This is a genomic window from Sediminicola arcticus, assembly GCF_040566695.1.
Taxonomy (GTDB): Bacteria; Bacteroidota; Bacteroidia; order Flavobacteriales; family Flavobacteriaceae; genus Sediminicola; species Sediminicola arcticus.
On sequence record NZ_JBEXAE010000002.1, the window covers coordinates 374,171 to 397,315 of the forward strand.

Below are 23,145 nucleotides of genomic sequence, written 5' to 3' on the forward strand. Positions count from 1 at the left end.
GCCTCGATTTAAATCGAGGCTTTTATTTTTGAGGGACCTTTATAGTTGGTAATCTAAAATCCAAAGGATTCATTTAAACCCCAATTGGCATCACCATTATCTCCTTTAAGCGATCTCTTCCATTTTTTGTAAAGCCTTCTGAAAAGTTTTATTTCACTTCGAAGTAAGTTGATATATTCTTTTTCCTTTACGCCATCTTTTTCTAAGCCATTGCAGTAGGATAGGATATTGCGTATCATGATATTGATAAGGGCAACGCTTTTTAAGCGGACATCATAAGATTCAGTACATTCTGCTTGGGCAATTTTCTGTGGAATAATAATGGAATCAGTGAGTAAAGAGTCGGCAATAATATCACGTAAACTATTCGATTGATATAATAATAGCAGATCTTTATTGTAAGAAACATACGCAGCTATTTCCCTGCTCATGGTGCAGAGTTCCAAAGCCTTTCTATATATAGGCACTGTGCGTAAATTTTTATAGGACATTTCTTCGTTTCATGAATATTTATACTATAAAATTACGTAGTAATCAGTAATATTATCTTTGGATTTAAAAGCAATATTGTAATTTAGCTATTGAAAATAAATTATTTAAAACAAATAGATTTGAATGTGAAGATTGATGATTTGAATTGGGGAATCCTAAAATGTCTTCAAGATAATGCGAGGGAATCCTTTGCCAATATTGGTCGTAAAATAGGACTAACTCCTCCTGCAGTGGCGGAGCGTGTCAAGAAAATGGAGGACATGGGTATTTTGGAAGGATATAAAGCTGTAGTCTCACATACGCAGACGGGATATCAACTAAGAGCCATTATTACCCTCCGTGCTTTTATGGGCAAGTTAAAACCATTTTTGGATACCGTAGGGACCTTTGAGGAGGTGTTGAACTGCTATAGGATTACGGGAAATGAAAATATAATTATGGAGGTAGTATTAAAAGATCAATTTCATTTGGAACATTTTATAGATAAATTGATCCAATATGGCGAGACGAGAACGCATATTATTCTTTCTGATGTGGTATCAGATGCGCCAATAAAAAAGAGAAGGATTTAAATAGATTTAGAGGCAATTTGTTTGTTCTTATAGTTATTTCAGACAGATGTTAAAATAACGGATTATATTCTACAAGCGCCTCTAAATTGATTAACTTTATGAAACCAATAATTTGGCTAGATTTTTGATAAGTTTTGTTTTATGAAAAAAATTATTTTCCTTTTTATTTTCGGCAGTATTTGTGGTTTAGGTGCACAAGAATTAACCTTTAAAAAAGGGGTAGTTACAGATTCGGTAATTGTCAATGATTCAATACAAGAGTCTTTTGCACTATATCTGCCGAAGGATTTTGAAATATCAAAAAACTGGCCGGTGATCTTTCTATTTGATGAAAAGGGCAGGGGAAGGCAATTGTTAAGGTTTTTTCAGGAAGCCGCGGAGAAAGAGGGTTATATTTTAGCCGCATCCAACAATGTTCATGACTCTTTACCAATTTCCCAGAATATAATTATATCGAACCGTATGCTCAATAAAACATTTCAATTGTTTTCAATACACCCTAAAAGGGTTTATACTGGGGGTAGGTCCAATGGCGGGAGACTTGCCAGCGTCATTCCTGTATTTGTGCCCAATATAGAGGGGGTGGTTTCTTTAGGCGGAGCTCTTGGGAATGTGGAGGTTTTAAGTACAAAGAACATGTTTCATTATATAGGAATAGTAAGCAAGGAGGATTATAACTATCCAGTAATGTTATCTGATGAGGCAATACTTAATAATTTAAAATTTCAAAATCAACTACTTATATTGGATGATGGAGATATATTACAAGAATTATATCAATTGCAAAAGGCCATGCAAATATTTACGTTATCCTCTATGGCCAAAGGAAATATTCCCTTGGATGAAACGTATATAGATCAAAGCTACGAAGTTAATCTGATCGAAATTGAAAAATTGATAGCCACCAAAAAACTTTTGGAAGCTGAAAAACTGATACAAGAAACACAGTCCGTTTATAGGGTCCATAAAAAAGGAGATGATCTAAAGGAGAAATTAAAGTCGCTTAAAAAGGACAAACAATTTAAAATCCAAAGACGAAACGAAAACAATGTGTTTTTTAAAGAGTCGTTGATCAAGGAGGATTATGCCTATTATTTGGAAGAAGATGTGCTCACCTATAATTTTAATAATTTAGGATGGTGGAATTATCAAATGGAGGAGCTTAAGAAGTTCGAAAAGAGCCAGAATGAAGCCGAACGCCAAATGGGAAAAAGACTCTATGGTTATGTAAATGCCTTGGTAGACGATAACAAAGATGTGTTGTTAAGGGAAACCACCGTAGAAGAAGCTTTGCTTTTTGTCTTCATGTTGAAGACCATCACAGAGCCTAAAGGGTATGAAGCATATTTGCAAATTATTTCTATGAGTTCTAAAATGGAAGATTATGGGACGGCCCTATTTTATACGGAGGAATTACTTAAAAATGGATTTGTCGATAAAGCAACCCTATATAGTTTAGAGGATACAGCACTTCTAAGAATAACCCCCGAATTTAACGAATTGGTGACCAAATACCTTAACGATGCTCGTTATGAAATTAAGGAACAATAAGATGAGGAACCTTATTTAGGTCCCAATCTATAACTAATCCTTTGGCAATGGATTTTGCAAGCTCTTTACCGTATAAAAGTTCACATAAATAAAGAGCTGCTTCGAAACTTTTGGCTCCTCCTGCTGAGGTAATATATTTGCCGTCATGAACAAAAAGAACGCTGTCCTTTACCTTTAGGTTGGGAAATTTTGCTCTGTACGTTTCTATGTCACTCGGAAATGTGGTGGAATTAACATTATCTAAAATACCTGCTTTAGCCAAAACAAAAGCACCATCGCAATGAGAGGTTATGAATAATGCTTTTTTATCAATCATTTTAATAAAATTGATCATAGTTGTATCTTCTAGATCGCTGTCTAGATGGTGTTCTGCGCTGGGAACTACCAATATATCTATTTGAGGTAACTCGTCCTTGGTATAATCATAATCAGGTAAGATGCGTAGGCCTTCAAATGTGGTTATAGGTTGTACTGTGTTGGCAACTGTAAATACGTTCATTGCTTTAATCTGCCCCCTATATTGGGTGTGCTGAAAAATATCATAAGGTGCCGTAAACTCCGTATTGTAAGTTCCATTCATAATCAAAAAGGCCACATTATACCTATTAGCAACAATGTTGGGCTCATATTTTTTAATTTCCGAAATACTCTTAGTTTTTTCTTTTTGTACACATCCTAAAATAAGAATGCCCATTAAGGCTGCGTAAATTCTAAAAGTGCTACTCATTGCTAGGGTGGGTTTTAGTATATTTTTTTAATAGTAAAAGTAATAAAATACCGATCATGCAGATTAGAACTATGGCATACCAAGTGACATTAAACCCAAAATTTGAAATGGATCTCATTCCATAATTATGGGCAAAAACATGTGATATAGAAAAAGCTATACTGTACAGTGCCATATATTCTCCTTGGTTCCCTTTCTTAGAGCGCTCCATGGCGAATGCATTAGAAAAAGGGAAAGCGATCATTTCTCCTAAGGTCATGAGCAACATACCAATAATAAGAATTCCTATCCATGAAAAGAGATTTAATACCAAAAAACTTAGTCCTACGAGTATAAAACCTACCATCATATTGGTAATTTTAGACCAGGGTTTGCCTTCCATATACTTTATAAGTGGCATTTCTAGTACAAATATTAAAAATCCGTTCATCGCTAGGATTAGTCCTATTTCCAGTTCACTTAAAGAATAGCTCTTGCTGTAGTAGATAGGAATTGTCGAAAAATATTGTACAAAGGCAAAGCCGAACATGACCATGGCAAAAATAAAAATCCAATATGTTTTGTCTTTGTAGGCAGAAGTGGGATTGGGATTTTTTTGGTTGTCCATTACCTTAGCCTTCTTAGGATTTAAAATATAAAGTAATAATATGCCTGCGGAAATACACGTAAGACCATCTACCCAAAATAGTCCTGCATATCCTATAGAAGTAATTATAATACCTCCTAAAGCGGGACCAGCTGAAAACCCTAGGTTTATAGCCAGTCGTATTAAGGTTACAGTCCTAGTTTTGTTTTCAGGTTTACTATAGGCAATAAGGGCAACAAAAGCGGCAGGTCTAAAGGCGTCAGCTACGATCATTAGCACAAAAATCCCTAAACAAATAGCATGAAAACTTTGTAAAAATTGCAATCCGATAAAGAGACTTCCCGATAAAAGGAGACTAATCAACATTACCTTGTAATATCCTATTTTATCTGTGAGCTTACCGCCAAGCCAGGCGCCTATTAATGAGCCGAGTCCAAAACAAGTCATTATGGTGCCTACATTATCCAATGCAAAGCCTAAGTTCTGAGTAAGGTAAAGTGATAGAAATGGAATTACCATGGTGCCGGCCCTATTGATTAATGTAATCAATGCCAACCACCAAACTTCTTTTGATAGGCCTTTAAAGGAGTCTATATAGCTCAGGTATATTCTTTTCATTGATGTACGACCGACATAAAAAAAAAGCCCGACTTTTAGTCAGACTATCAATCTAAAAAATTGTAATTGCACTAATGGGACATGTTATTTGCTGATCTGCCTGTGAATTTTGGTGTCATATTTTCAAGCGATCTAGGTATCATTTTATTCGATTAATGGACAAAGCTAGATAAAAATATGGTATGTTGTATTTTTGTATTTTCAACAATAAGAAACAATAGATATGAGGTGTTTTTATGTGGTACTGCTTCTACTTATCCTAGGATGTAAAGAAAAGAAATATCATTCGGAAATTAAGGTTAAGATTCCTGTGAATGGATATACCGCTTTTTTTGAAATTCTGGAATTTCAGAAAAAAATGAATCAAGAATTCAAAGACCCGGAGACTTCTCCTCTGCCTGATAGATATCGTAAAAATTTTGAAGGATTAGCTTTTTTTAAACCAGATACAAACTATAGGGTTATAGCTAAATTTGTTAGAACTCCCGAAGCACTGCCCTTTATGATGCCAACCACCACAGATAGGGAATCAAAAAAAGTCACCTATGGGGTAGCTTATTTTTCATTAGAGGAAAAACAATATGAATTGGAAGTCTATCAGGACCAAGAACTGATATTAGAAAAAGGGTATCAGGACTATTTATTCTTGCCTTTTTTAGATGGTACCAATGGAGAAGAAACGTATGCTGGTGGGCGTTACATAGATTTGCGTATCCCTGAGGGTGATAGCTTGACCATAGACTTTAATAGGGCCTACAACCCTTATTGCGCCTATAATAAAAAATATTCTTGCCCAATTGTTCCAACAATAAATGCCTTGCCTATAAGGGTCTTGGCTGGGGTAAAGGCATTTATGCCAACGGATAAATAAAAAAATCCTAGCAGCATTTGCTAGGATTTTTTTTAGAATATATAAACGAAACGCTTTCTCATTTAGAACGAATAAACAGCCGCCAAAACAAAAGAGGAAAGACTCTTTGTTGGAGTAAGGTCATTGTTAATAAAAGCATCATCTGAAGCACTATCTAATCGCAATTCTGGTTTAATCATTAAATTGCCAATAGTAGCACTTCCAGTTAAGGTAACTGCAAATACGCTGGAATCTTCAATTCCTGTTCCAATAGCTCCAAAGTCTCCTGTTTCGGTGAAATATTCACCTCTCAAACCAATGGTGAAAGTGTCAGATGTAGCGTACTGTGGGTAAAGAGCTGCTCCTGCAAAGCCTACTCCGTCATTGTCAAAGTATGCCGCATTAATTCCCAAGAAAAACTCCTCAGAAACATCAAAACCACCAGTAAAGTCTATTTCGTATGCACCATCATCGGTAATAAAGTTTAAATACTGACCGCTATATCCCAATTGTGCTCCGAAGGCGTAATTTCCTGTAGGGTTAAACTCAGTTAGATCCGTTGGGTTCATTACTGCAACCATGGCAGACCATTCGTTTCCTAGATCAAAATCAGCTTTAAGGCCTGTATGGGAAAAGGGGCCATAAGAAAATAGATAAGATGTACTATAGTTAAAGTTTGCTACCGGTGAAATAACCTCATATCCTAAAAAGGTATTGAAGTTACCAAAGGTTAATTTTACTTTATCACTAACATTCCAATAAACATATAATTGGTTAACAATGTTTCCTGTGGCAGAATACATAGGAGATGCAAAAATAGCATCGGTACCGCGAGGACCAAAAACAAGGTCGGCCACAAAGCCAACATCTTCTCCTTCATAGCTAGCAATAACATTTGCCATGCCCAATGCAAATCCTGGGAGATTTGCAAATGATGATCCCGGAGCTATAGCATTCTCATCATTTGGCGCACTTAGATTAGCGCGGTAATAAGCATCTATAGATCCGCTCAATGACAATTTGGGTTTTGTTTTTGCTTCCTCATCCTGGGCAAAAAGACCAGTAGTGAACAAAGCTATAGCGAAAAAAAGTATTTTTTTTACGTTATTTGTAGAGATAATCGTTTTCATATTTCAATGGTTTTATGGTCCCTTTCAAAAAGGAATGATGAATTATTGATCGTGATGTTTAATTATGAAATGGTTATGTAACGGAGCGTTCTGCAAAACGCTCCGTTTTTATTTTGTGAATAGTGATTAATGTTGATTTAATCTAAAATCAGGATAGGCATCCATTCCATGTTCATGAAGATCTAATCCTTCTATTTCTTCTTCCTTGGAAACTCGTATACCTATAGTTTTCTTAAGTGTGTATAGGATGATGAAGGCGCTTAGCGAACAAAACATTGCTGTTGCACCTACTCCCGCAAGTTGATAAAGGAATTGATCACCTCCTGCTTTTGCTCCAAAAATACCTACGGCTAAAGTACCCCAGATACCACAGATTAAATGCACTGCGATAGCTCCTACCGGATCATCCAATTTAATTTTATCGATAAGGGCAACTCCTAGCACAATGATTATACCGGCAAGTCCACCAATCATGATAGACTCAAAAGGAGACATTAGGTCTGCACCTGCCGTAATACCAACCAATCCACCAAGGATACCATTTAAGAACATGGTAAGGTCATAATTTTTATAAAGTATGGAAGAAAAAATAAACGCTCCAACTCCACCTGCCGCCGCTGCAAGACTTGTGGTAACTAATACCAATGAAGTGCCAGCGGGATCGGCTGATAGTACAGATCCACCATTAAATCCAAACCATCCTAACCAAAGTATCAAAACTCCAGCAGCTGCGAAAGGAATATTGTGTCCAGGGATAGCGTTTGGTTTTCCGTCTTCACTAAATTTTCCAATACGTGGTCCCAAAAGGGATACGGCAATGAGAGCGGCCCATCCGCCAACGGAATGTACTAGTGTAGATCCTGCAAAATCATGGAATCCAGCCTCATCGCCACCAAGGGTTGATAAGAAACCACCACCCCATTGCCATGATCCAACAATTGGATAGATTAGGCCTACATATATAATAGTAAAGATCATGAAAGGTCCAATTTTAACGCGTTCAGCCACTGCTCCAGATACGATGGTCGCTGCTGTAGCCGCGAACATGGCTTGAAATAGAAAATCGGTCCAATAGGTATACCCTCCACTAGCATATTCAGCGGTCATTCCATTTTCTCCCGGATCCAATCCGAATCCTGAAAATCCAAAATACCCGTTAAAATCACCTGGGTACATTAAATTAAATCCGCCTATATAATATAATAGTAGTCCCGCGCATATAATAAAGACATTTTTAAATAATATGTTGATCGTATTTTTTTGTCTGGTAAGTCCTATCTCTAAGAGGGAGAATCCTAAGTGCATGAAGAATACAAGTCCTGTACAAATCATCATCCAAACATTATTAGCTGTAAATAATCCTGCTTCCATTTTTGTAATGTTTATTAAATTTTACTTGAGTTAGTTGATGCCTGCGTGTCCGTTTTCCTTTGTCCTAATGCGATAAGCATCTAAGACGTCTGATACAAATATTTTTCCATCGCCCACATTTCCGGTACTTGCTATCTCCAAAATGGTGCTTACGGTCTTGTCCAAGAAATCATCGGAAACCACAATGACCAGATATCTCCTCTGGATATCAGTAGTGCTGTAGGAAATACCGCGATAAACATGGCCTTGCTTTTCATTTCCAACTCCAGTTACATCCCAATAGCTGAAGAAGTTCACCTCAATTTGATGAAGTGCTTTTTTTACTTCGTCAAATTTTGACTTTCTAATAATTGCCTCTATTTTTTTCATAATTGATTTATTAATTATGGGCCAAATGTATGTTAAAAAAATTAACACCCCTTAAAAATAGGGGCTATGTGTCTTATTTTTATATATATATCAAATTAACCCCCATAAAATTATGGGTATGTATTTTTAAAGATAAAAAAATGATTATTCAATTAATTTTTAGCAGAGCTAATCGAATATAGTTGATATAAGATGATATTTTTCGACCAAAAATTGCGAATTGTTTAATAAATAAGGTAAAATGGTATTTTTTACTTATTTCTAGAATAGAATGCCTGTAGTGTGTTATTTATAACAATTTGGAGATCCAGAGGCCTGAAGCCACCGCTATAACCCCAAGAATCATACTCGAAAGGGTGTAAAGGGAAAAGTTAAGTAGTTCGCTAGCCTTAAGAAATGAAAAGTTTTCAAATGCAAAAGAAGAAAAGGTGGTAAAACCACCACAAAATCCAGTGGCTAATAATAAGGTTTGGTTTTGTGAAAGATAATTTCCTTTAGCAGAAAGGCCCAAAAGGAATCCTATAAGCAGGCATCCCATGCTATTAACTAAAAAAGTACCTAAATAAAAGTTAGTGAAATAAGGGTTGTAGGTTTTGGAGATAAGAAAGCGTAACATGCTGCCTAATCCTCCTCCCAAAAAAACAAGTAGCATTTGTTTCATACCCTAAAAGTATAAAACTAAATTGCTTTTTTATAATTGGAAGAACTTAATTCCATTGAATAGACCTTTGAGGCCGACCCTTCTAAATTTTCATCTACTGAAACCGTTTTCTTCTTATTGGTTCGATTGACACTGAAGATCAATAAAACGGCATTTATAGCGACCAACGTGATGAGAATGTTAAAAAATGTAACCATTTGTCCAATTAGTTTAGCAGTATAACGCAAAAGTACTTCTTTTCTTATATTATACGTTGTATCTGGACTTTATGTTGTGTAAGTGGAAATTTTTGTGGTTAAGTCAAAGGAAGTGTTAATTTTTAAGCAAATACTTCATTAGAAAAAGGATAATTATGAAGATTATAAATGTTATTCCTATCCATTTGACTCCTTTGTAGTTTTTAAGGTGTAATTGCTTGTCTTTTTTATACGAAAATATCATTACCCCAATAAAAACAAGTACAAAAAGGGCGGCAAAAATTAATTGACCGTTACTGAACATATTTTTTATTTTTACGCAAAGCTAACTTAAAATAGAACAATAATGAAACGTAAACTTCGCGCAGTAGAGCTATTCCATAGCTCATTCGGTCTAGGTGTCTCCAATACTACAAAGGCAAATTTGGGGATACGAAAAAATTTACTTCGATTTAATTTAATGGATGAGGAGAATAAAGAATATTTGGAAGCTGCCAATAATAACGATCTGGTGGAAGTGGCTGATGCCTTAGGGGATATGTTGTACATTTTATGCGGGACCATATTAGAACACGGTATGCAATATAAAATAGAAGAAGTGTTTGAAGAGATACAGCGAAGTAATATGAGTAAGTTGGATGAAAATGGAAAACCAATCTATAGGGAAGACGGTAAGGTTTTAAAAGGCCCCAATTATTTTAAACCAAATATCAAGGAAATCTTGGATAAGAAATAAAAAAAGCACCTCGTTGAGGTGCTTTTTATTATGATAAATCTATTGATTTATAATTTGTACCTCCAACCAAATTTATCTTCGGCTCTATTGTATTGTATATCCGTGATGCGTTTCCTTAATAGTGCAGCATAACTATTTTCCAATTCAGGGAGTTCATAATCTTTCTCTCTGTAACCAAAAGCAGTGATCGGAGATATTACGGCGGCAGTTCCTGCGCCAAACATTTCCATCAAAGTACCATTTTCCGAAGCTTCTACCACTTCCTTTACGGCAATCTTGCGTATTTCAACATTAATTCCTTCTTCTTTGGCAAGTTCTATCAAACTCTTCCTGGTAATACCATCTAATATTCTATCGCTGATAGGACTAGTAATCAATGTATCATTGATCCTGATAAAGATGTTCATTGCCCCTGCTTCCTCAATGTATTCGTGGGTGTTGTCATCGGTCCAAATAACTTGGTTGTAACCTTTGGCAACCGCTAATTGGGTAGGATAAAACTGTCCTGCATAGTTACCTCCAGCTTTGGCAAAACCTACTCCTCCGTTTGCGGATCTAGAATAGGTCTCTTCTATAAGTACTTTTACTTTTCCTGAAAAGTAAGGACCTGAAGGGGCGCAGGCAATAATGAATTTATATTCATCTGCTGGAGATGCATGAAATCCTTTCCCCGTAGCAAATACAAATGGTCTTATATATAAAGAACTACCTTCGGTTTGAGGAATCCATTGTTGTTCTAACTTTAAAAGAGTCTTAAGGCCTTCCATGAAATATTCTTCTGGGAATTCAGGAATGGCCAATCTTTTGGATGAAATATTAATGCGTTTTTGATTTTCTAATGGGCGAAACAACCAAACATTGTTGTCCGTATCCTTATAAGCTTTCATGCCTTCAAAAACAGATTGTCCGTAATGGAATATCTTGGAGGAAGGATCTAATGTAATGGGCTGATAGGGGACTACTTTTGGAGTTTCCCAAGACCCATTCTTATAATCGCATACCATCATGTGATCTGTAACGATACTACCAAATGAAAGATTATTGAAATCTACTTGGTCAATTTTTGATGTTTTCGCTTTTTCTACGATCACATTCTTTAAACTCGTGTCCATTCAATTTAAATTTGTCGCAATAAAATTAATGAATTATCATTAGTTGCCCTTCTTTTTTTGTTTAAAAAAGACCAAATTTGTATAAAGGATCAAAAATTTATCAGATATGAAAAGTTTTAACATATTGCTTGTTTTAATTGTATTGATTGTCTCTTGTAAGGATGTAAAATCAACCTCGGAAAAATCGGAAACGACTACTGAAGCTGCAAAACACACCGTCTATGGAGATGAAATTCAGTCCGTTGGGGCCATTCCTCAATCAGAAATGTGGCAAAACTATAAAGTACTGATGGTGTCAGATACCTTATCCTTAAAATTTAAGGCCACGGTTGCAGAGGTGTGTCAGGCTAAAGGATGTTGGATGAAGTTGAAGTTGGAAGATGGTCAAGAAGCTATGGTAAAATTTAAGAACTATGGTTTTTTTATGCCTAAAAATATTGTAGGTAAGGAAGTAGTCGTTAATGGAAAGGCTTTTGTGGAACAACAATCCGTGGAGGATCAAAGACATTTTGCAAAAGATGCCGGCAAATCTGAAGCTGAATTGGCTTTGATTCTTGAATCAAAGAAAACGTATAGTTTCGAAGCTGACGGAGTCCTAATTAAACAATAGGATGAAACGAAATATTATTACAACCTCCGATGGTTCAAAGACCATACAAATTGAGGAATGGGATGAGCAGTATCATTCTAAGCATGGTGCTGTGCAAGAGGCTTACCATGTATTTATTAAACATGGACTATCACTTTTCGAAAACAGAAAGATTTCACTATTGGAAATCGGATTTGGCACTGGCCTCAATACATTAATTACATTAATAGAATCAAAGAGATTCAACTTGGAAATTGCATACACGGGGGTAGAAGCTTATCCAGTGACTTTGGAAGAGGTAGCGCAATTGGATTACGTAAATGAACTTAACGCCCAAGCACTCGCCTCTGATTTTGAAAAGATGCATAATGCCCCTTGGGAAGAAGCCATCGAATTATCTAATAACTTCACCTTACAAAAACAGAAAAAGGATTTTATGGAAATTGTGGATAAGGATAAGTATAATCTTATTTATTTCGATGCCTTCGGTGCACGGGTACAGCCCGAACTGTGGACAGAGGTCCTTTTTCAAAAAATGTATGATGCTATTGGTCAAAACGGAGTATTAGTAACCTATGCAGCAAAGGGAAGCGTGCGAAGAGCTATGCAGTCTGTTGGTTTTAAAGTGGAGCGTTTACCTGGGCCTCCGGGGAAAAGGGAGATGCTAAGAGCTGTGAAAATTGATTTGGGCGAGGATAAAAGTTAAATAATAACATAAAATTATTATTTCTTTAAGTCATTGTTGGACGATACTGTTAAACCTTAATTAAAGCGTTTGACACCCCTACCTAAAACCTATATCTTTGTTTAAAAATTAACATGAAAATATTAATAACAGGTGCGACGGGATTAGTGGGATCCGCGATTGTTGAGTTGTGCCAGAAGAAAAATATTGACGTTAATTATCTTTCCACAAGTAAAAATAAAATTGTAACCAATTCCAATTATAAAGGCTTTTATTGGGACCCTTCCAAAGGTGAAATTGATCTCGGATGTTTTGATGGTGTAACCTCTATTATTAACCTGGCTGGGGTCTCTATTTCCAAACGATGGACGAAAAGCAATAAGAAGGCTATCCTAAACAGTAGAATAGATAGCTTGAAAACTTTGAGAAATGGTTTAGACAAGGTGGATTCTAATACGATTGAGTCTTTTATATCGGCCTCTGCCATTGGCATCTATCCTGATTCTCTCTCTGGTTATTATTCTGAGGAGGAGAAGGCTGTGGACAATAGTTTTTTAGGTGAAGTTGTCCATGCTTGGGAAAAAGAGGCGGATACGTTCAAGAACTATAATTTTAATGTTGCTAAGATAAGAATAGGCTTGGTGCTTTCTAAAAAGGGTGGTGCTCTTCCGGAAATGGCTAAGCCCATTAAAAATTATGTTGGAGCAGCATTTGGGACAGGTGACCAGTGGCAGTCTTGGATACATATTAGAGATTTGTCCAGATTATTCCTTTTTGTAGCGAACAACAAATTACAGGGTGTTTTTAATGGGGTAGCCCCAAATCCTATTTGTAATAATAAATTGGTCAAGGAAATTGCAAAGCAGCTGAACAAGCCCTTGGTTCTGCCCAATATTCCACAATTTGTAATGAAATTGGTTTTAGGAGAAATGTCTTATATATTATTTGCTAGTCAACGTGTGAGCAGCAAGAAAATAGAAGAAGAGGGCTTTATTTTTCATTATCAAAATATTTGTAAAGCATTGGAGGCTATTTATTTTAGTGAAAACAAGGTAAAGCAAGACAATGCCGTTTCTCAAACCGAGTCTTTAAGTTAAGCGAACAGAGAAATTTTTTAATGTCAAAATCCAAACGACATCCGCCTAAAGTGGATGTTTTTTTATAATGTTTAATGACATTTTGACATTTTTAAAGAATTGGCAGTACTTTTGCATTTTGAAACTAGTATTATTATAAAGACACACAAATGAGTAAGAAAAATAAAGCAGAAGAAATGGATGAGATGGTTTCTGATGCATCAAATAATGATGGGAATATAGGGGAAGAAAATGTGCAAGCCCATGAAGAATTGACAACAGAGGAACAATTGCAGATGGATTTGGCCAAGGAAAAAGATAAATTTTTGCGTCTATTTGCAGATTTCGAAAATTATAAGAGACGTACTTCTAAAGAAAGAATGGAACTGTTTAAAACTGCAGGTCAAGAAGTTATCGTTTCTTTATTGCCTGTGATTGATGATTTTGAGCGTGCAATGAAAGAGTTGGCAAAATCGGATGATAAGGAAATGTATAAAGGAGTAGAGCTTATTAATAATAAGCTTAATGAAGTATTAAAGGGAAAGGGACTTCAAGTAATTGAAGTGAAACAAGGAGATGATTTCGATGCTGAATTGCACGACGCCATAACACAGATACCAGCACCTGACAAAAAATTGAAAGGCAAGATTATAGACGTTATAGAAAATGGTTTTACCCTAGGGGATAAAATTATACGTCATCCAAAGGTTGTTGTTGGGAACTAAATTTAAAGTATGAAGGAAGATTATTACGACATTTTAGGAATTGCTAAAAACGCGAGTGCTGCCGAAGTCAAAAAAGGGTATCGCAAAAAGGCCATTGAATATCATCCAGATAAAAATCCTGGTGATTCTAAGGCAGAAGAAATGTTTAAAAAGGCAGCTGAGGCCTATGAGGTGCTCAGTGAGCCAAATAAAAAAGCTAGATACGACCAATACGGGCATGCTGCGTTTGAAAGCGGTGGTTTCGGAGGTGGAGCTGGAATGAATATGGATGACATATTCAGCCAGTTTGGAGATATTTTTGGTGGTGCATTTGGCGGAGGCGGTGGCTTTAGTGGTTTTGGAGGCGGTGGTCAACAACGCAGGGTCAAAGGGAGTAATCTCAGGATTAGGGTTAAATTAACCTTAGAAGAAGTAGCCAATGGCGTTGAGAAAACGGTCAAAGTAAGAAGAAAAATTCAAGCAGAGGGTGTTAGTTACACTACATGCTCTACATGTGGGGGTAGGGGACAGGTGACAAAAATCACCAATACCATTTTGGGTAGAATGCAAACTGCGGCAACATGTATTGTTTGTAGTGGCAGCGGACAGTCCATAGATAAAAAACCTAGTGAAGCTGATGCGCAGGGATTAATCGTTAAAGAAGAAACAGTATCTATTAAGATACCCGGTGGTGTTGAGGAAGGCATGCAGTTAAAAGTTTCTGGTAAGGGTAACGATGCACCAGGAAATGGAGTGCCTGGAGACTTATTGGTGGCCATTGAAACGGAAGAGCACGATACCTTGAAAAGAGAAGGTGATAATTTACATTACGATCTTTATATTAGTTTCTCGGAGGCTGTTTTAGGAACTTCAAAAGAAATAGATTCTGTAACTGGAAAGGTGCGAATCAAATTAGAAGCAGGAATACAATCGGGCAAGATTTTAAGACTTAGAGGAAAAGGCATTACCAGTCTTAATGGCTATGGTGCTGGAGACCTATTGGTTCATGTCAATGTTTGGACACCAAAGGAAGCGAATAAGGAACAAAAAGATTTTTTTGAACGCATGCAAAACCATGAGAATTTTGTTCCCAATCCGGAAAAATCGGATAAATCATTTTTTGAAAAAGTGAAGGATATGTTTTCTTAATAAATTTAGTTTTCATTTTTAAATAAAAAACGTATATTTGATTTAATGTTGGGAAACCAATATTAATTTTCTTTTTCATAGCAATTTTTTTCCCATCCTTATTTCTGATAAGGGTGGGTTTTGTTTTTAATAAAACATCTTAAACTCAAATCTCCTTTTAAAGCATTTAATTATCTTTGAAAAAATTGCGTACATGAACTCTATTTTAGTAGCTGAAAGTGTCTCCAAACAATTTGGTAAGCATGCAGCTCTTACGAATGTTTGCCTTGAAATTCCAAAGAATAGTATTTACGGGCTCCTTGGACCAAATGGTGCTGGAAAAACCACGTTAATCAGAATCATTAATCAAATTACCTATCCAGATAGTGGCAGGGTATACTTTGATGGAAAACCGCTACAACCTCACCATATTTCCTTGATCGGGTATTTGCCAGAGGAAAGAGGACTCTATAAAAGTATGAAGGTTGGGGAACAGGCATTGTATTTGGCGCAACTGAAGGGACTTTCAAAAACGGAGGCCAAGGAACGTTTGAAATATTGGTTCGATAGGTTAGAAATAGGAGACTGGTGGGGAAAAAAGGTTCAAGAACTCTCCAAAGGGATGGCACAAAAGATTCAGTTTATTGTAACTGTACTTCACCAGCCCAAGCTATTGATTTTTGATGAGCCTTTTAGTGGTTTTGATCCTATTAATGCTAATCTAATCAAAGACGAGATACTTCAATTAAAGGAAAACGGGACTTCCATAATATTTTCTACCCATAGGATGGAATCTGTAGAAGAGCTCTGTGAGTATATTGCCCTTATTCATAAGTCGGAAAAAATTCTAGATGGGAAATTATCTGAGATAAAAAAGGCGTATAAAAACAATGTTTTTAAGGTAGGGTTAGAAGTATTGGACGGAGACAGTCTACTGAATGAACTGCAACATAAGTTTGCCATATCTTCCCCTATTTTTCTAAGGGAAGAAAATCAATTGGACTTTACAATTCAATTGCCAAATAACCACACTGGCGACCTTTTAGCGCATTTGTCTTCTAAGGCAAATATTAATCATTTTGTGGAGACTATTCCATCGGCAAATGAAATTTTCATTCAAACCATCCAAAGCAAGAATACCCATGAATAAGCTGTTACTTATAATTAAGAGGGAGTATCTGGCAAAGGTTAGGAATAAATCCTTTGTAATCATGACCTTTTTAAGTCCTATTCTTATGGTGGGAATGGTTGTGCTAATTGCTTATTTGACTAAAGTGAACGATAGTGAAGAGCGTGTTATAAGCGTACTGAACGAGAGTGATTATTTTTCCAATGATTTTCTCTCAACTGATAATCTCTCTTATGTGAATTTTAGGGACATAGGTATTGAGGCCGCTAAAGATTCAACAACAAGTTTAGGATATTATGGTCTGCTGCACATTCCCAATAACGCAGATCTTGAAACTGTGGCACAAAGTGCAGTTTTTTACAGCAAGGATTCTCCTAGTACTTCAATTCTTGAGATTTTGGAAGATACTTTTCAGGATCGTTTAAGACTTGGCAGAATACAGGATTTAGGGGTCTCCGTTTCTGATTTTGAAGCAATGGACAAGCGGTATGAGATAAATGCAACCACGTTTAGCGGAGAACAGAATTTAAAGGGTATCAATGAGATAAAGGCTATTATTGGAGGAGGATTTGGGTATCTTATTATGATGTTCATTATTATCTATGGCGGTTTTGTTATGCGAAGCGTTATAGAGGAAAAAACAAGTAGGATTATCGAAGTTATTATATCTTCCGTAAAACCTTTTCAATTAATGCTAGGGAAAATTATTGGTACTTCCCTCGCTGGTATTACCCAATTTGCCATTTGGATTGTTTCTGGGGTGCTCTTGCTTTCTGTTGTTATTCTTATCTTTGGGATTGAGCCAGCTGCTCTAGGTAATGGGAGTACTATGGGGCCAGGAGTTGTAGGCGGTATTACACCAAATAGTGCCAATGAAACATTACAGTTATACGCTAATGAATTATTTCAAATACCTTGGGCTATGCTCATCACCTTTTTTCTGATCTATTTCATTCTTGGGTATTTGATTTATAGTTCTATTTATGCGGCCATTGGGGCTGCGGTAGATAATGAAACGGATACCCAACAGTTTATTTTTCCAATTATATTGCCACTAATGCTTGGGATTTATGTAGGTTTCTTTTCTGTATTTAATAATCCACATGGGCCTATCGCAGTTGCATTTTCGTTGTTTCCCTTAACCTCACCCATCGTAATGATGATGAGGTTGCCCGGTGGGCTCGGGGCAGGTGGCGTTCCCATTTGGCAATTGATCACTTCCATCGCCTTATTAATAGTTACCTTTATCGGTATTGTTTGGTTGGCAGCTAAAATCTACCGGGTAGGCATTTTAATGTATGGGAAGAAGCCTAGTTATAGGGAACTCTTTAAATGGTTAAAATATTAAAATGAATAATTTAAAGGATATTTGGTCAGAATTTAAAGATTTTTTATCACTTAAGATATTCCCTAGTGATACCATAAATATTAGTGTGGGGACTATCTTAGCGGTAATCATCGTTATTATCATTGTTACCTTTCTATTAAAATTGGTGCATAAGCTGGTGACCTCCAATTTGCCGGAGGAGGATAAGAATAAATTCGTGAGCATCTTCGGGTTTTTTAAATACCTCTTGTACATGTTTGTTATTTTAACGGTATTGCATGCTTCAGGGGTTAACCTTACAGTGCTGTTGACCGCTTCTGCCGCCCTTTTTGTAGGTTTGGGATTTGCCCTTCAGTATTTGTTCCAAGATATCATTTCAGGTGTTTTGATTATTCTGGACCAGTCCTTGCACGTAGGTGATATTATTGAGGTAGAAGATAAAATAGGTAAGGTCTTCGAAATTAGACTGAGGACCACTAGGGCGATAACTCGAGATGATAAGGTCATCGTTATTCCAAACCATATTTTTTTAACGGATAGTATTTATAATTATACCCAAAATCATAGAACCACAAGGGAGAGCGTGAAAGTAGGCGTGGCCTATGGGAGTGATGTAAGATTGGTCTCAAAATTATTAGAGGAAGTAGCAGCTTCACAAAAAGGAGTATTAAAAAGCCCAAAATCATTTGTTCTATTTGAAGATTTTGGAGATTCTGCCTTATTGTTTTCCATCAATTTCTTTATTAACGACAGTTTCAGTGATCCTAGATTAAAAAGTGAAATAAGGTTTAAGATCAATGATAAATTCAGGGAGCACAATATCAGTATTCCTTTCCCACAACGGGATGTTCATATATTCCAGTAGGTATTACAATCATAGTTCTTCGTGAAATGGAGGGCCGAATTTTTAAATAAAATTTAGTTGGCATGAAATATGTTTAATCCGTTAACATGGATTAACTAAATCTTACAATAGGATAATTTCCAAAAGAGAATTCACTCGAATTATATATTGAAAGGCTATTATAACCTAGTATCTAGTTTAAAGTGGTTCTTGAAAATACCAAATACCAAATACCAAAATAGTACAATAATCGTTAGTAGTTAATAAGTTAAGATAGATGTCAAAAATATTGGTAATAGAAGATGAATCGGCCATTAGAAGGGTTCTTGTAAAAATTTTGAGCGAGGAAAATGATTCATATATAGTTGAAGAGGCAGAAGATGGTCTAAAAGGTCTGGAAAGTATAAAAAAGGAAGATTATGATTTGGTTTTGTGTGATATCAAAATGCCAAAAATGGATGGCGTAGAGGTGTTGGAGGCTGCTAGAAAGATACGACCAGAAATTCCCTTTATAATGATCTCGGGACATGGCGATTTGGATACGGCTGTAAATACCATGAGATTAGGAGCCTTTGACTATATCTCGAAACCACCAGACTTAAATAGATTACTCACTACAGTGAGAAATGCCTTGGACAAAAAGGAATTGGTTATAGAAAATAAAATTTTAAAGAAAAAGGTAAGTAAGAATTACCAAATGATTGGCGAAAGTCAGGCCTTGGAAACAATCAAGGATATGATTGAAAAGGTAGCTCCCACCGATGCTAGGGTGTTAATTACCGGTTCTAACGGAACAGGTAAAGAATTGGTAGCACATTGGATCCATGAAAAAAGCCAACGTGGGGCATCACCTTTTATAGAAGTGAATTGTGCAGCGATACCGTCCGAACTAATAGAAAGTGAGCTTTTTGGTCATGTTAAAGGAGCCTTTACATCTGCTGTAAAAGATAGGGCTGGAAAATTTGAAGCTGCTAATAATGGCACCATTTTTTTAGATGAAATTGGAGATATGAGTCTTTCTGCACAAGCCAAAGTGTTGCGTGCTCTTCAGGAAAGTAAGATTTCTAGGGTAGGATCCGATAAGGATATTAAGGTAGATGTGAGGGTAATTGCCGCTACTAATAAAGATTTAAAAAAGGAGATAAAAGACGGTAACTTTAGGGAGGATCTATACCATAGACTGGCTGTAATCTTAATACAAGTACCAGCTTTGAACGATCGTAGGGAAGATATTCCTTTATTGATTACTTATTTTGCTCAAAAAATATCAGAAGAACACGGGACGACTACTAAAGTATTTTCAGATAAGGCCATGGAAATGCTACAGAAATACGACTGGACAGGAAATATTAGGGAATTGAGAAACGTGGTAGAGCGCCTAATCATTCTAGGAGGAAAAGAAGTAACAGATGAAGATGTTAAGCTTTTTGGAAGTAAATAAAAGAAATAGCGCCTTTTCTGAAGAGGGAGTTGAATTTTAAATAGCTTATTTTGAATTATTTATACAGCCTTCCAATTTTTTAAGAGCCTTCTCTGTGATAGATTTGGTTTTTAGATTATAGTACATTTTAGCCTCTGTTATATCTGTCCTCAATAATTGCTTTTCACAATTTCGAAAAACATTTATAGCGTAGGCATAGGCTTCTTCACAATCAAGGGAACTTACAACTTTAGCGAGGGATTTTTCATAACTCAAAAGCGATTTATCTATTTTGTCATGCAACAATGGTTGCTCTGGTAACCGCATACCGATCTTTTCCTTCTCTGTTTCCTTGGTATTCATGGCTAGTACATCACTGGCATATTTGCTTTTATGGAGTTCGTGTTCATCCAATGCATCCAAACTGCCTATGGCATTTTGAATAGCTTTTCCCAATAAAATTCTTGTGCTGGCCAGGGATGTGGCTCGGGTTGCATTTTTTAAATTTTCCGAAGTCTCACCAATGCTTTTTGTGGCGTATTCGCAATTACAATTTTCTAATTGTTTTTTAGATTTATCTATTGCACTCAAGGCCTTATAGGCATAGTATCTGGATTTATTAATACTCTCGGCTTTGATGGCCATTTCAGTCTGATTCTTTATGTAGCCAATATTAGAGCTTGCATAATCACATGCCTTATTGAAGCTGAAGGATGATAAAATGCACAAAGCTATTGCACTGAGCAAAAAGTATTGTGTTTTCATGACGTAGGTTTTAAGGTAATAATTTGGGTATATTACAGGATTAAAGTTAGTTAGGTCTGTTGATTACTTAATTATTTAATCGATTAAGTGTCGTTTTACTATATGATCGGACCAAAATGTGAACTTTTAGGACGAGAAAAGACTAAAAATTATTAAAGTAGAGCGTTTGGAAAGCGTAAAATATATTTATATGCATGATATGAAGAAAGTTGATACTAAAAGTTATAAAGTCACTTCTCCCATTATCTTATCCAATTTGGGAACGTCTGGGAATCTAAAGGCGTCAGATAAAAAATTAAATAAGGCGTTGGAAGAGATTAGAGAGGATTTGGGTGAATTCCAAGATATTTTGTACGCCCATGGAAAGTATAGTGTGCTGATCTGTCTACAGGGTATGGACACCGCGGGGAAGGATAGTTTAATTAGGGAAGTATTTAAGGATTTTAATGCTAGAGGGGTTGTTGTTCACAGTTTTAAGGTGCCTACAGAATTAGAATTAAAACATGATTATCTATGGAGGCACTATATCGCTCTGCCTGCCAAAGGCAAATTTGGGGTGTTCAATCGTACTCATTATGAAAATGTATTGGTGACACGAGTACACCCCGAATATATAATAGGAGAAAACATACCCGGCATACATAATGTTGCCGATATAGGCGAACAGTTCTGGGAGAAACGATTTGAGCAGATAAATAATTTTGAGAGACATATTGCCGAAAATGGAACGATCATATTTAAATTTTTCCTTCACCTTTCTAAAGAAGAACAACGCCAGCGACTTTTGAGAAGGTTAGAACTAAAGAGAAAGAATTGGAAGTTTTCACCTGGAGACCTAAAAGAGCGAAAATTATGGGATGTATACCAAGATTGCTATCAGGATGCAATTAACAAGACATCTAAACCAAATGCACCTTGGTATGTAATTCCTGCAGATAATAAGGAGGAGGCACGGGTTGTTGTTGCTTCCATTTTATTTGAAGAGTTAAAAAAATACAAAGAAATTGTGGAACCCGAACTCGTTGACGAAATAAAGGCTAATTTAGAAGTCTATAAAACTCAATTAGAAAAAGAAAAAGGATGAGAATACTAGGGTTATTATTGTTTTTATCGGTAACAATGGGATTTTCCCAAACAAGCGATAAACAACAGATAAGAGCAATTTATAATTCATCATTAACGGAAGGTAAATCTTATGGTTGGCTCAACTATTTATCTAACCAAATTGGAGGAAGACTTTCTGGATCTCTGCAGGCACAACTAGCTGTAGATTACACAAAGAAGCAAATGGACTCCCTAGGGCTTGATAAGGTATGGCTTCAGCCAGTTATGGTTCCTAAATGGGTAAGGGGCACCCCTGAGTTTGCCTATATTGAAAATCAATCAGGTATGACCAATAATGTTCCTATTTGCGCCTTGGGCGGGTCTGTGTCAACTCCAGGAGTAGGTATTAAGGCAGCTATCATAGAGGTAAAAGGAATAGAAGAACTTAAAGCATTGGGCAGGTCAAAAATTGCTGGTAAAATAGTATTTTTTAATCGACCCATGGATCCTACTTTAATTAGGACTTTTGAGGCATACTCCGGTTGTGTAGATCAGCGTTATTCTGGAGCAGAGGAAGCAGGGAAATTAGGAGCTGTAGGTGTTATCGTAAGATCAATGAACTTACGATTAGACGACAACCCTCATACGGGTGCCATGAGTTATGGTGATTTACCAGTGGAAAGCAGAATTCCGGCAGCTGCCATCAGTACTAATGGTGCCGATTTACTGAGCACAACTTTGAAGTTGGATCCCAAGATTAAATTCTTTTTTAGACAAAGTTGCAAGCAATATGATGATGTAGAATCCTTTAATGTCGTAGGAGAAATAACGGGCAGTACATATCCTAATGAGATAATGGTAGTTGGTGGACATCTGGATTCGTGGGATCTTGGTGATGGATCTCATGACGATGGGGCCGGGGTTGTTCAGAGTATGGAAGTGCTAAGACTAATGAAAGTTAATGGTTACAAGCCCCAAAGAACCATAAGGGCGGTCTTGTTTATGAATGAGGAAAATGGACTAAGGGGAGGTGCTAAATATGCCGAAATAGCTAAAAATAAAAAGGAAAATCACATTTTTGCATTAGAAAGCGATTCCGGAGGTTTTACACCTCGTGGATTTTCCTTTGATAGTTCCGATGCTAATCTTGAAAGGGTATTGACTTGGAAGTCCTTGTTTGAGCCCTATTTAATCCATGTTTTCGAAAAGGGATATAGTGGAGCCGATATAGGTCCCCTAAAAGATAAACAGATTGTTATGGCTGGGTTAGTGCCAGATTCTCAGCGTTATTTTGACTATCATCATGCACAAAATGACATCTTTGAGCATGTGAATAGAAGGGAGTTGGAACTGGGTGCTGCTGCGATGGCAAGCATGGTCTACTTATTCGACAAGTACGGTATTTTGCCAAACTAAATAGATATCGGATCTTATATCCGAAATCTAAAAAAGGGGACGATTG

Annotated in this window: 25 protein-coding genes; 15 read left to right on the forward strand and 10 right to left on the reverse strand. The window is 36.4% G+C overall.

Annotated features, from left to right (window positions below):
* Positions 1 to 53 precede the first annotated feature (53 nt).
* The gene (locus ABXZ36_RS05435) at positions 54 to 491 is read right to left on the reverse strand and encodes a hypothetical protein (protein ID WP_354614473.1); all 438 of its coding nucleotides are present in this window, start codon (positions 489 to 491) and stop codon (positions 54 to 56) included.
* A gap of 120 nt (positions 492 to 611) precedes the next feature.
* Between ABXZ36_RS05435 and ABXZ36_RS05440 the strand changes: the two genes are divergently transcribed.
* Positions 612 to 1,064, forward strand: coding sequence for an Lrp/AsnC family transcriptional regulator (locus ABXZ36_RS05440; RefSeq protein ID WP_354614474.1), 453 nt, complete (start codon positions 612 to 614; stop codon positions 1,062 to 1,064).
* 141 nt (positions 1,065 to 1,205) lie between these two features.
* Complete coding sequence (locus ABXZ36_RS05445) at positions 1,206 to 2,615, forward strand: alpha/beta hydrolase (RefSeq protein WP_354614475.1); 1,410 nt, start codon at positions 1,206 to 1,208, stop codon at positions 2,613 to 2,615.
* Here ABXZ36_RS05445 and ABXZ36_RS05450 read toward each other — a convergent pair.
* Both ABXZ36_RS05450 and ABXZ36_RS05455 read right to left on the reverse strand, forming a co-directional pair.
* Positions 2,602 to 3,342 (reverse strand): DJ-1/PfpI family protein, encoded by a 741-nt coding sequence (locus ABXZ36_RS05450; protein WP_354614476.1) that lies wholly within the window; start codon positions 3,340 to 3,342, stop codon positions 2,602 to 2,604. The genes ABXZ36_RS05445 and ABXZ36_RS05450 overlap by 14 nt on opposite strands.
* Positions 3,335 to 4,546, reverse strand: coding sequence for an MDR family MFS transporter (locus tag ABXZ36_RS05455; protein ID WP_354614477.1), 1,212 nt, complete (start codon positions 4,544 to 4,546; stop codon positions 3,335 to 3,337). Before ABXZ36_RS05455 ends, ABXZ36_RS05450 begins: the two co-directional genes overlap by 8 nt.
* A 223-nt stretch (positions 4,547 to 4,769) precedes the next feature.
* Here ABXZ36_RS05455 and ABXZ36_RS05460 point away from each other — a divergent pair, with 223 nt between their 5' ends.
* On the forward strand, positions 4,770 to 5,417 hold the full coding sequence (locus ABXZ36_RS05460; protein WP_354614478.1) for a DUF1684 domain-containing protein: 648 nt from the start codon (positions 4,770 to 4,772) through the stop codon (positions 5,415 to 5,417).
* Positions 5,418 to 5,479: 62 nt separating this feature from the next.
* Here the strand turns inward: ABXZ36_RS05460 and ABXZ36_RS05465 are convergent, their stop codons facing one another.
* From ABXZ36_RS05465 to ABXZ36_RS05485, 5 genes are all read right to left on the reverse strand, one after another.
* On the reverse strand, positions 5,480 to 6,526 hold the full coding sequence (locus tag ABXZ36_RS05465) for a porin (RefSeq protein ID WP_354614479.1): 1,047 nt from the start codon (positions 6,524 to 6,526) through the stop codon (positions 5,480 to 5,482).
* A 126-nt stretch (positions 6,527 to 6,652) separates the two neighbouring features.
* Positions 6,653 to 7,897 carry an ammonium transporter gene (locus tag ABXZ36_RS05470; RefSeq protein WP_354614480.1) on the reverse strand — a complete coding sequence of 415 codons (1,245 nt, stop codon included), beginning with the start codon at positions 7,895 to 7,897 and terminating at the stop codon, positions 6,653 to 6,655.
* A gap of 30 nt (positions 7,898 to 7,927) precedes the next feature.
* Positions 7,928 to 8,266 (reverse strand): P-II family nitrogen regulator, encoded by a 339-nt coding sequence (locus ABXZ36_RS05475; protein ID WP_354614481.1) that lies wholly within the window; start codon positions 8,264 to 8,266, stop codon positions 7,928 to 7,930.
* Between the two features lie 289 nt (positions 8,267 to 8,555).
* The gene (crcB, locus tag ABXZ36_RS05480) at positions 8,556 to 8,927 is read right to left on the reverse strand and encodes a fluoride efflux transporter CrcB (RefSeq protein ID WP_354614482.1); all 372 of its coding nucleotides are present in this window, start codon (positions 8,925 to 8,927) and stop codon (positions 8,556 to 8,558) included.
* 17 nt (positions 8,928 to 8,944) lie between these two features.
* Positions 8,945 to 9,124, reverse strand: coding sequence for a hypothetical protein (locus ABXZ36_RS05485; protein WP_354614483.1), 180 nt, complete (start codon positions 9,122 to 9,124; stop codon positions 8,945 to 8,947).
* 346 nt (positions 9,125 to 9,470) lie between these two features.
* Between ABXZ36_RS05485 and ABXZ36_RS05490 the strand changes: the two genes are divergently transcribed.
* Entirely contained in the window at positions 9,471 to 9,860 is a 390-nt protein-coding gene (locus ABXZ36_RS05490) for a pyrophosphohydrolase domain-containing protein (RefSeq protein WP_354614484.1), read from the forward strand.
* A 47-nt stretch (positions 9,861 to 9,907) separates the two neighbouring features.
* Here ABXZ36_RS05490 and ABXZ36_RS05495 read toward each other — a convergent pair whose 3' ends face one another.
* Entirely contained in the window at positions 9,908 to 10,972 is a 1,065-nt protein-coding gene (locus ABXZ36_RS05495; RefSeq protein WP_354614485.1) for a branched-chain amino acid aminotransferase, read from the reverse strand.
* Between the two features lie 106 nt (positions 10,973 to 11,078).
* Between ABXZ36_RS05495 and ABXZ36_RS05500 the strand changes: the two genes are divergently transcribed.
* The 9 genes from ABXZ36_RS05500 (at position 11,079) to ABXZ36_RS05540 (ending at position 19,895) form a co-directional block, all read left to right on the forward strand.
* Positions 11,079 to 11,582, forward strand: a complete 504-nt coding sequence (locus ABXZ36_RS05500) for a DUF4920 domain-containing protein (RefSeq protein ID WP_354614486.1) — start codon at positions 11,079 to 11,081, stop codon at positions 11,580 to 11,582.
* 1 nt (position 11,583) lies between these two features.
* On the forward strand, positions 11,584 to 12,267 hold the full coding sequence (mnmC2, locus tag ABXZ36_RS05505; RefSeq protein WP_354614487.1) for a tRNA (5-methylaminomethyl-2-thiouridine)(34)-methyltransferase MnmC2: 684 nt from the start codon (positions 11,584 to 11,586) through the stop codon (positions 12,265 to 12,267).
* A 113-nt stretch (positions 12,268 to 12,380) separates the two neighbouring features.
* Positions 12,381 to 13,343, forward strand: a complete 963-nt coding sequence (locus ABXZ36_RS05510; RefSeq protein ID WP_354614488.1) for a TIGR01777 family oxidoreductase — start codon at positions 12,381 to 12,383, stop codon at positions 13,341 to 13,343.
* 149 nt (positions 13,344 to 13,492) lie between these two features.
* Positions 13,493 to 14,047, forward strand: a complete 555-nt coding sequence (locus ABXZ36_RS05515; RefSeq protein ID WP_354614489.1) for a nucleotide exchange factor GrpE — start codon at positions 13,493 to 13,495, stop codon at positions 14,045 to 14,047.
* A 9-nt stretch (positions 14,048 to 14,056) separates the two neighbouring features.
* Positions 14,057 to 15,175 carry a molecular chaperone DnaJ gene (gene dnaJ / locus ABXZ36_RS05520; protein ID WP_354614490.1) on the forward strand — a complete coding sequence of 373 codons (1,119 nt, stop codon included), beginning with the start codon at positions 14,057 to 14,059 and terminating at the stop codon, positions 15,173 to 15,175.
* Positions 15,176 to 15,368: 193 nt separating this feature from the next.
* Positions 15,369 to 16,304 carry an ABC transporter ATP-binding protein gene (locus ABXZ36_RS05525; protein WP_354614491.1) on the forward strand — a complete coding sequence of 312 codons (936 nt, stop codon included), beginning with the start codon at positions 15,369 to 15,371 and terminating at the stop codon, positions 16,302 to 16,304.
* Positions 16,297 to 17,631, forward strand: coding sequence for an ABC transporter permease (locus ABXZ36_RS05530; RefSeq protein WP_354614492.1), 1,335 nt, complete (start codon positions 16,297 to 16,299; stop codon positions 17,629 to 17,631). The genes ABXZ36_RS05525 and ABXZ36_RS05530 overlap by 8 nt, the downstream gene beginning before the upstream one ends.
* A 1-nt stretch (position 17,632) precedes the next feature.
* Complete coding sequence (locus ABXZ36_RS05535; protein WP_354614493.1) at positions 17,633 to 18,475, forward strand: mechanosensitive ion channel family protein; 843 nt, start codon at positions 17,633 to 17,635, stop codon at positions 18,473 to 18,475.
* A 256-nt stretch (positions 18,476 to 18,731) separates the two neighbouring features.
* Entirely contained in the window at positions 18,732 to 19,895 is a 1,164-nt protein-coding gene (locus ABXZ36_RS05540; protein WP_354614494.1) for a sigma-54-dependent transcriptional regulator, read from the forward strand.
* 45 nt (positions 19,896 to 19,940) lie between these two features.
* On the opposite strand, the gene ABXZ36_RS05545 is transcribed toward ABXZ36_RS05540, so the two are convergent.
* Complete coding sequence (locus ABXZ36_RS05545) at positions 19,941 to 20,639, reverse strand: hypothetical protein (protein WP_354614495.1); 699 nt, start codon at positions 20,637 to 20,639, stop codon at positions 19,941 to 19,943.
* A 199-nt stretch (positions 20,640 to 20,838) separates the two neighbouring features.
* On the opposite strand from ABXZ36_RS05545, the gene ABXZ36_RS05550 reads away from it, so the two are divergent.
* Entirely contained in the window at positions 20,839 to 21,723 is an 885-nt protein-coding gene (locus ABXZ36_RS05550) for a PPK2 family polyphosphate kinase (RefSeq protein WP_354614496.1), read from the forward strand.
* Entirely contained in the window at positions 21,720 to 23,099 is a 1,380-nt protein-coding gene (locus ABXZ36_RS05555; protein ID WP_354614497.1) for a M20/M25/M40 family metallo-hydrolase, read from the forward strand. The genes ABXZ36_RS05550 and ABXZ36_RS05555 overlap by 4 nt, the downstream gene beginning before the upstream one ends.
* Positions 23,100 to 23,145: the final 46 nt, after the last annotated feature.

Excerpts from the sequence above, each read along its gene's own strand:
- ABXZ36_RS05435 (WP_354614473.1), bottom strand. The coding sequence starts at position 491 with ATGTCCTATAAAAATTTACGCACAGTGCCTATATATAGAAAGGCTTTG.
- ABXZ36_RS05475 (WP_354614481.1), bottom strand. The coding sequence starts at position 8,266 with ATGAAAAAAATAGAGGCAATTATTAGAAAGTCAAAATTTGACGAAGTA.
- ABXZ36_RS05495 (WP_354614485.1), bottom strand. The coding sequence starts at position 10,972 with ATGGACACGAGTTTAAAGAATGTGATCGTAGAAAAAGCGAAAACATCA.
- crcB (WP_354614482.1), bottom strand. The coding sequence starts at position 8,927 with ATGAAACAAATGCTACTTGTTTTTTTGGGAGGAGGATTAGGCAGCATG.
- ABXZ36_RS05465 (WP_354614479.1), bottom strand. The coding sequence starts at position 6,526 with ATGAAAACGATTATCTCTACAAATAACGTAAAAAAAATACTTTTTTTC.
- ABXZ36_RS05455 (WP_354614477.1), bottom strand. The coding sequence starts at position 4,546 with ATGAAAAGAATATACCTGAGCTATATAGACTCCTTTAAAGGCCTATCA.
- ABXZ36_RS05555 (WP_354614497.1), top strand. The coding sequence starts at position 21,720 with ATGAGAATACTAGGGTTATTATTGTTTTTATCGGTAACAATGGGATTT.
- ABXZ36_RS05470 (WP_354614480.1), bottom strand. The coding sequence starts at position 7,897 with ATGGAAGCAGGATTATTTACAGCTAATAATGTTTGGATGATGATTTGT.
- mnmC2 (WP_354614487.1), top strand. The coding sequence starts at position 11,584 with ATGAAACGAAATATTATTACAACCTCCGATGGTTCAAAGACCATACAA.
- ABXZ36_RS05545 (WP_354614495.1), bottom strand. The coding sequence starts at position 20,639 with ATGAAAACACAATACTTTTTGCTCAGTGCAATAGCTTTGTGCATTTTA.
- ABXZ36_RS05515 (WP_354614489.1), top strand. The coding sequence starts at position 13,493 with ATGAGTAAGAAAAATAAAGCAGAAGAAATGGATGAGATGGTTTCTGAT.
- ABXZ36_RS05450 (WP_354614476.1), bottom strand. The coding sequence starts at position 3,342 with ATGAGTAGCACTTTTAGAATTTACGCAGCCTTAATGGGCATTCTTATT.
- ABXZ36_RS05530 (WP_354614492.1), top strand. The coding sequence starts at position 16,297 with ATGAATAAGCTGTTACTTATAATTAAGAGGGAGTATCTGGCAAAGGTT.
- ABXZ36_RS05460 (WP_354614478.1), top strand. The coding sequence starts at position 4,770 with ATGAGGTGTTTTTATGTGGTACTGCTTCTACTTATCCTAGGATGTAAA.
- ABXZ36_RS05500 (WP_354614486.1), top strand. The coding sequence starts at position 11,079 with ATGAAAAGTTTTAACATATTGCTTGTTTTAATTGTATTGATTGTCTCT.
- ABXZ36_RS05445 (WP_354614475.1), top strand. The coding sequence starts at position 1,206 with ATGAAAAAAATTATTTTCCTTTTTATTTTCGGCAGTATTTGTGGTTTA.
- dnaJ (WP_354614490.1), top strand. The coding sequence starts at position 14,057 with ATGAAGGAAGATTATTACGACATTTTAGGAATTGCTAAAAACGCGAGT.
- ABXZ36_RS05540 (WP_354614494.1), top strand. The coding sequence starts at position 18,732 with ATGTCAAAAATATTGGTAATAGAAGATGAATCGGCCATTAGAAGGGTT.
- ABXZ36_RS05550 (WP_354614496.1), top strand. The coding sequence starts at position 20,839 with ATGAAGAAAGTTGATACTAAAAGTTATAAAGTCACTTCTCCCATTATC.
- ABXZ36_RS05535 (WP_354614493.1), top strand. The coding sequence starts at position 17,633 with ATGAATAATTTAAAGGATATTTGGTCAGAATTTAAAGATTTTTTATCA.
- ABXZ36_RS05490 (WP_354614484.1), top strand. The coding sequence starts at position 9,471 with ATGAAACGTAAACTTCGCGCAGTAGAGCTATTCCATAGCTCATTCGGT.
- ABXZ36_RS05485 (WP_354614483.1), bottom strand. The coding sequence starts at position 9,124 with ATGGTTACATTTTTTAACATTCTCATCACGTTGGTCGCTATAAATGCC.
- ABXZ36_RS05525 (WP_354614491.1), top strand. The coding sequence starts at position 15,369 with ATGAACTCTATTTTAGTAGCTGAAAGTGTCTCCAAACAATTTGGTAAG.
- ABXZ36_RS05510 (WP_354614488.1), top strand. The coding sequence starts at position 12,381 with ATGAAAATATTAATAACAGGTGCGACGGGATTAGTGGGATCCGCGATT.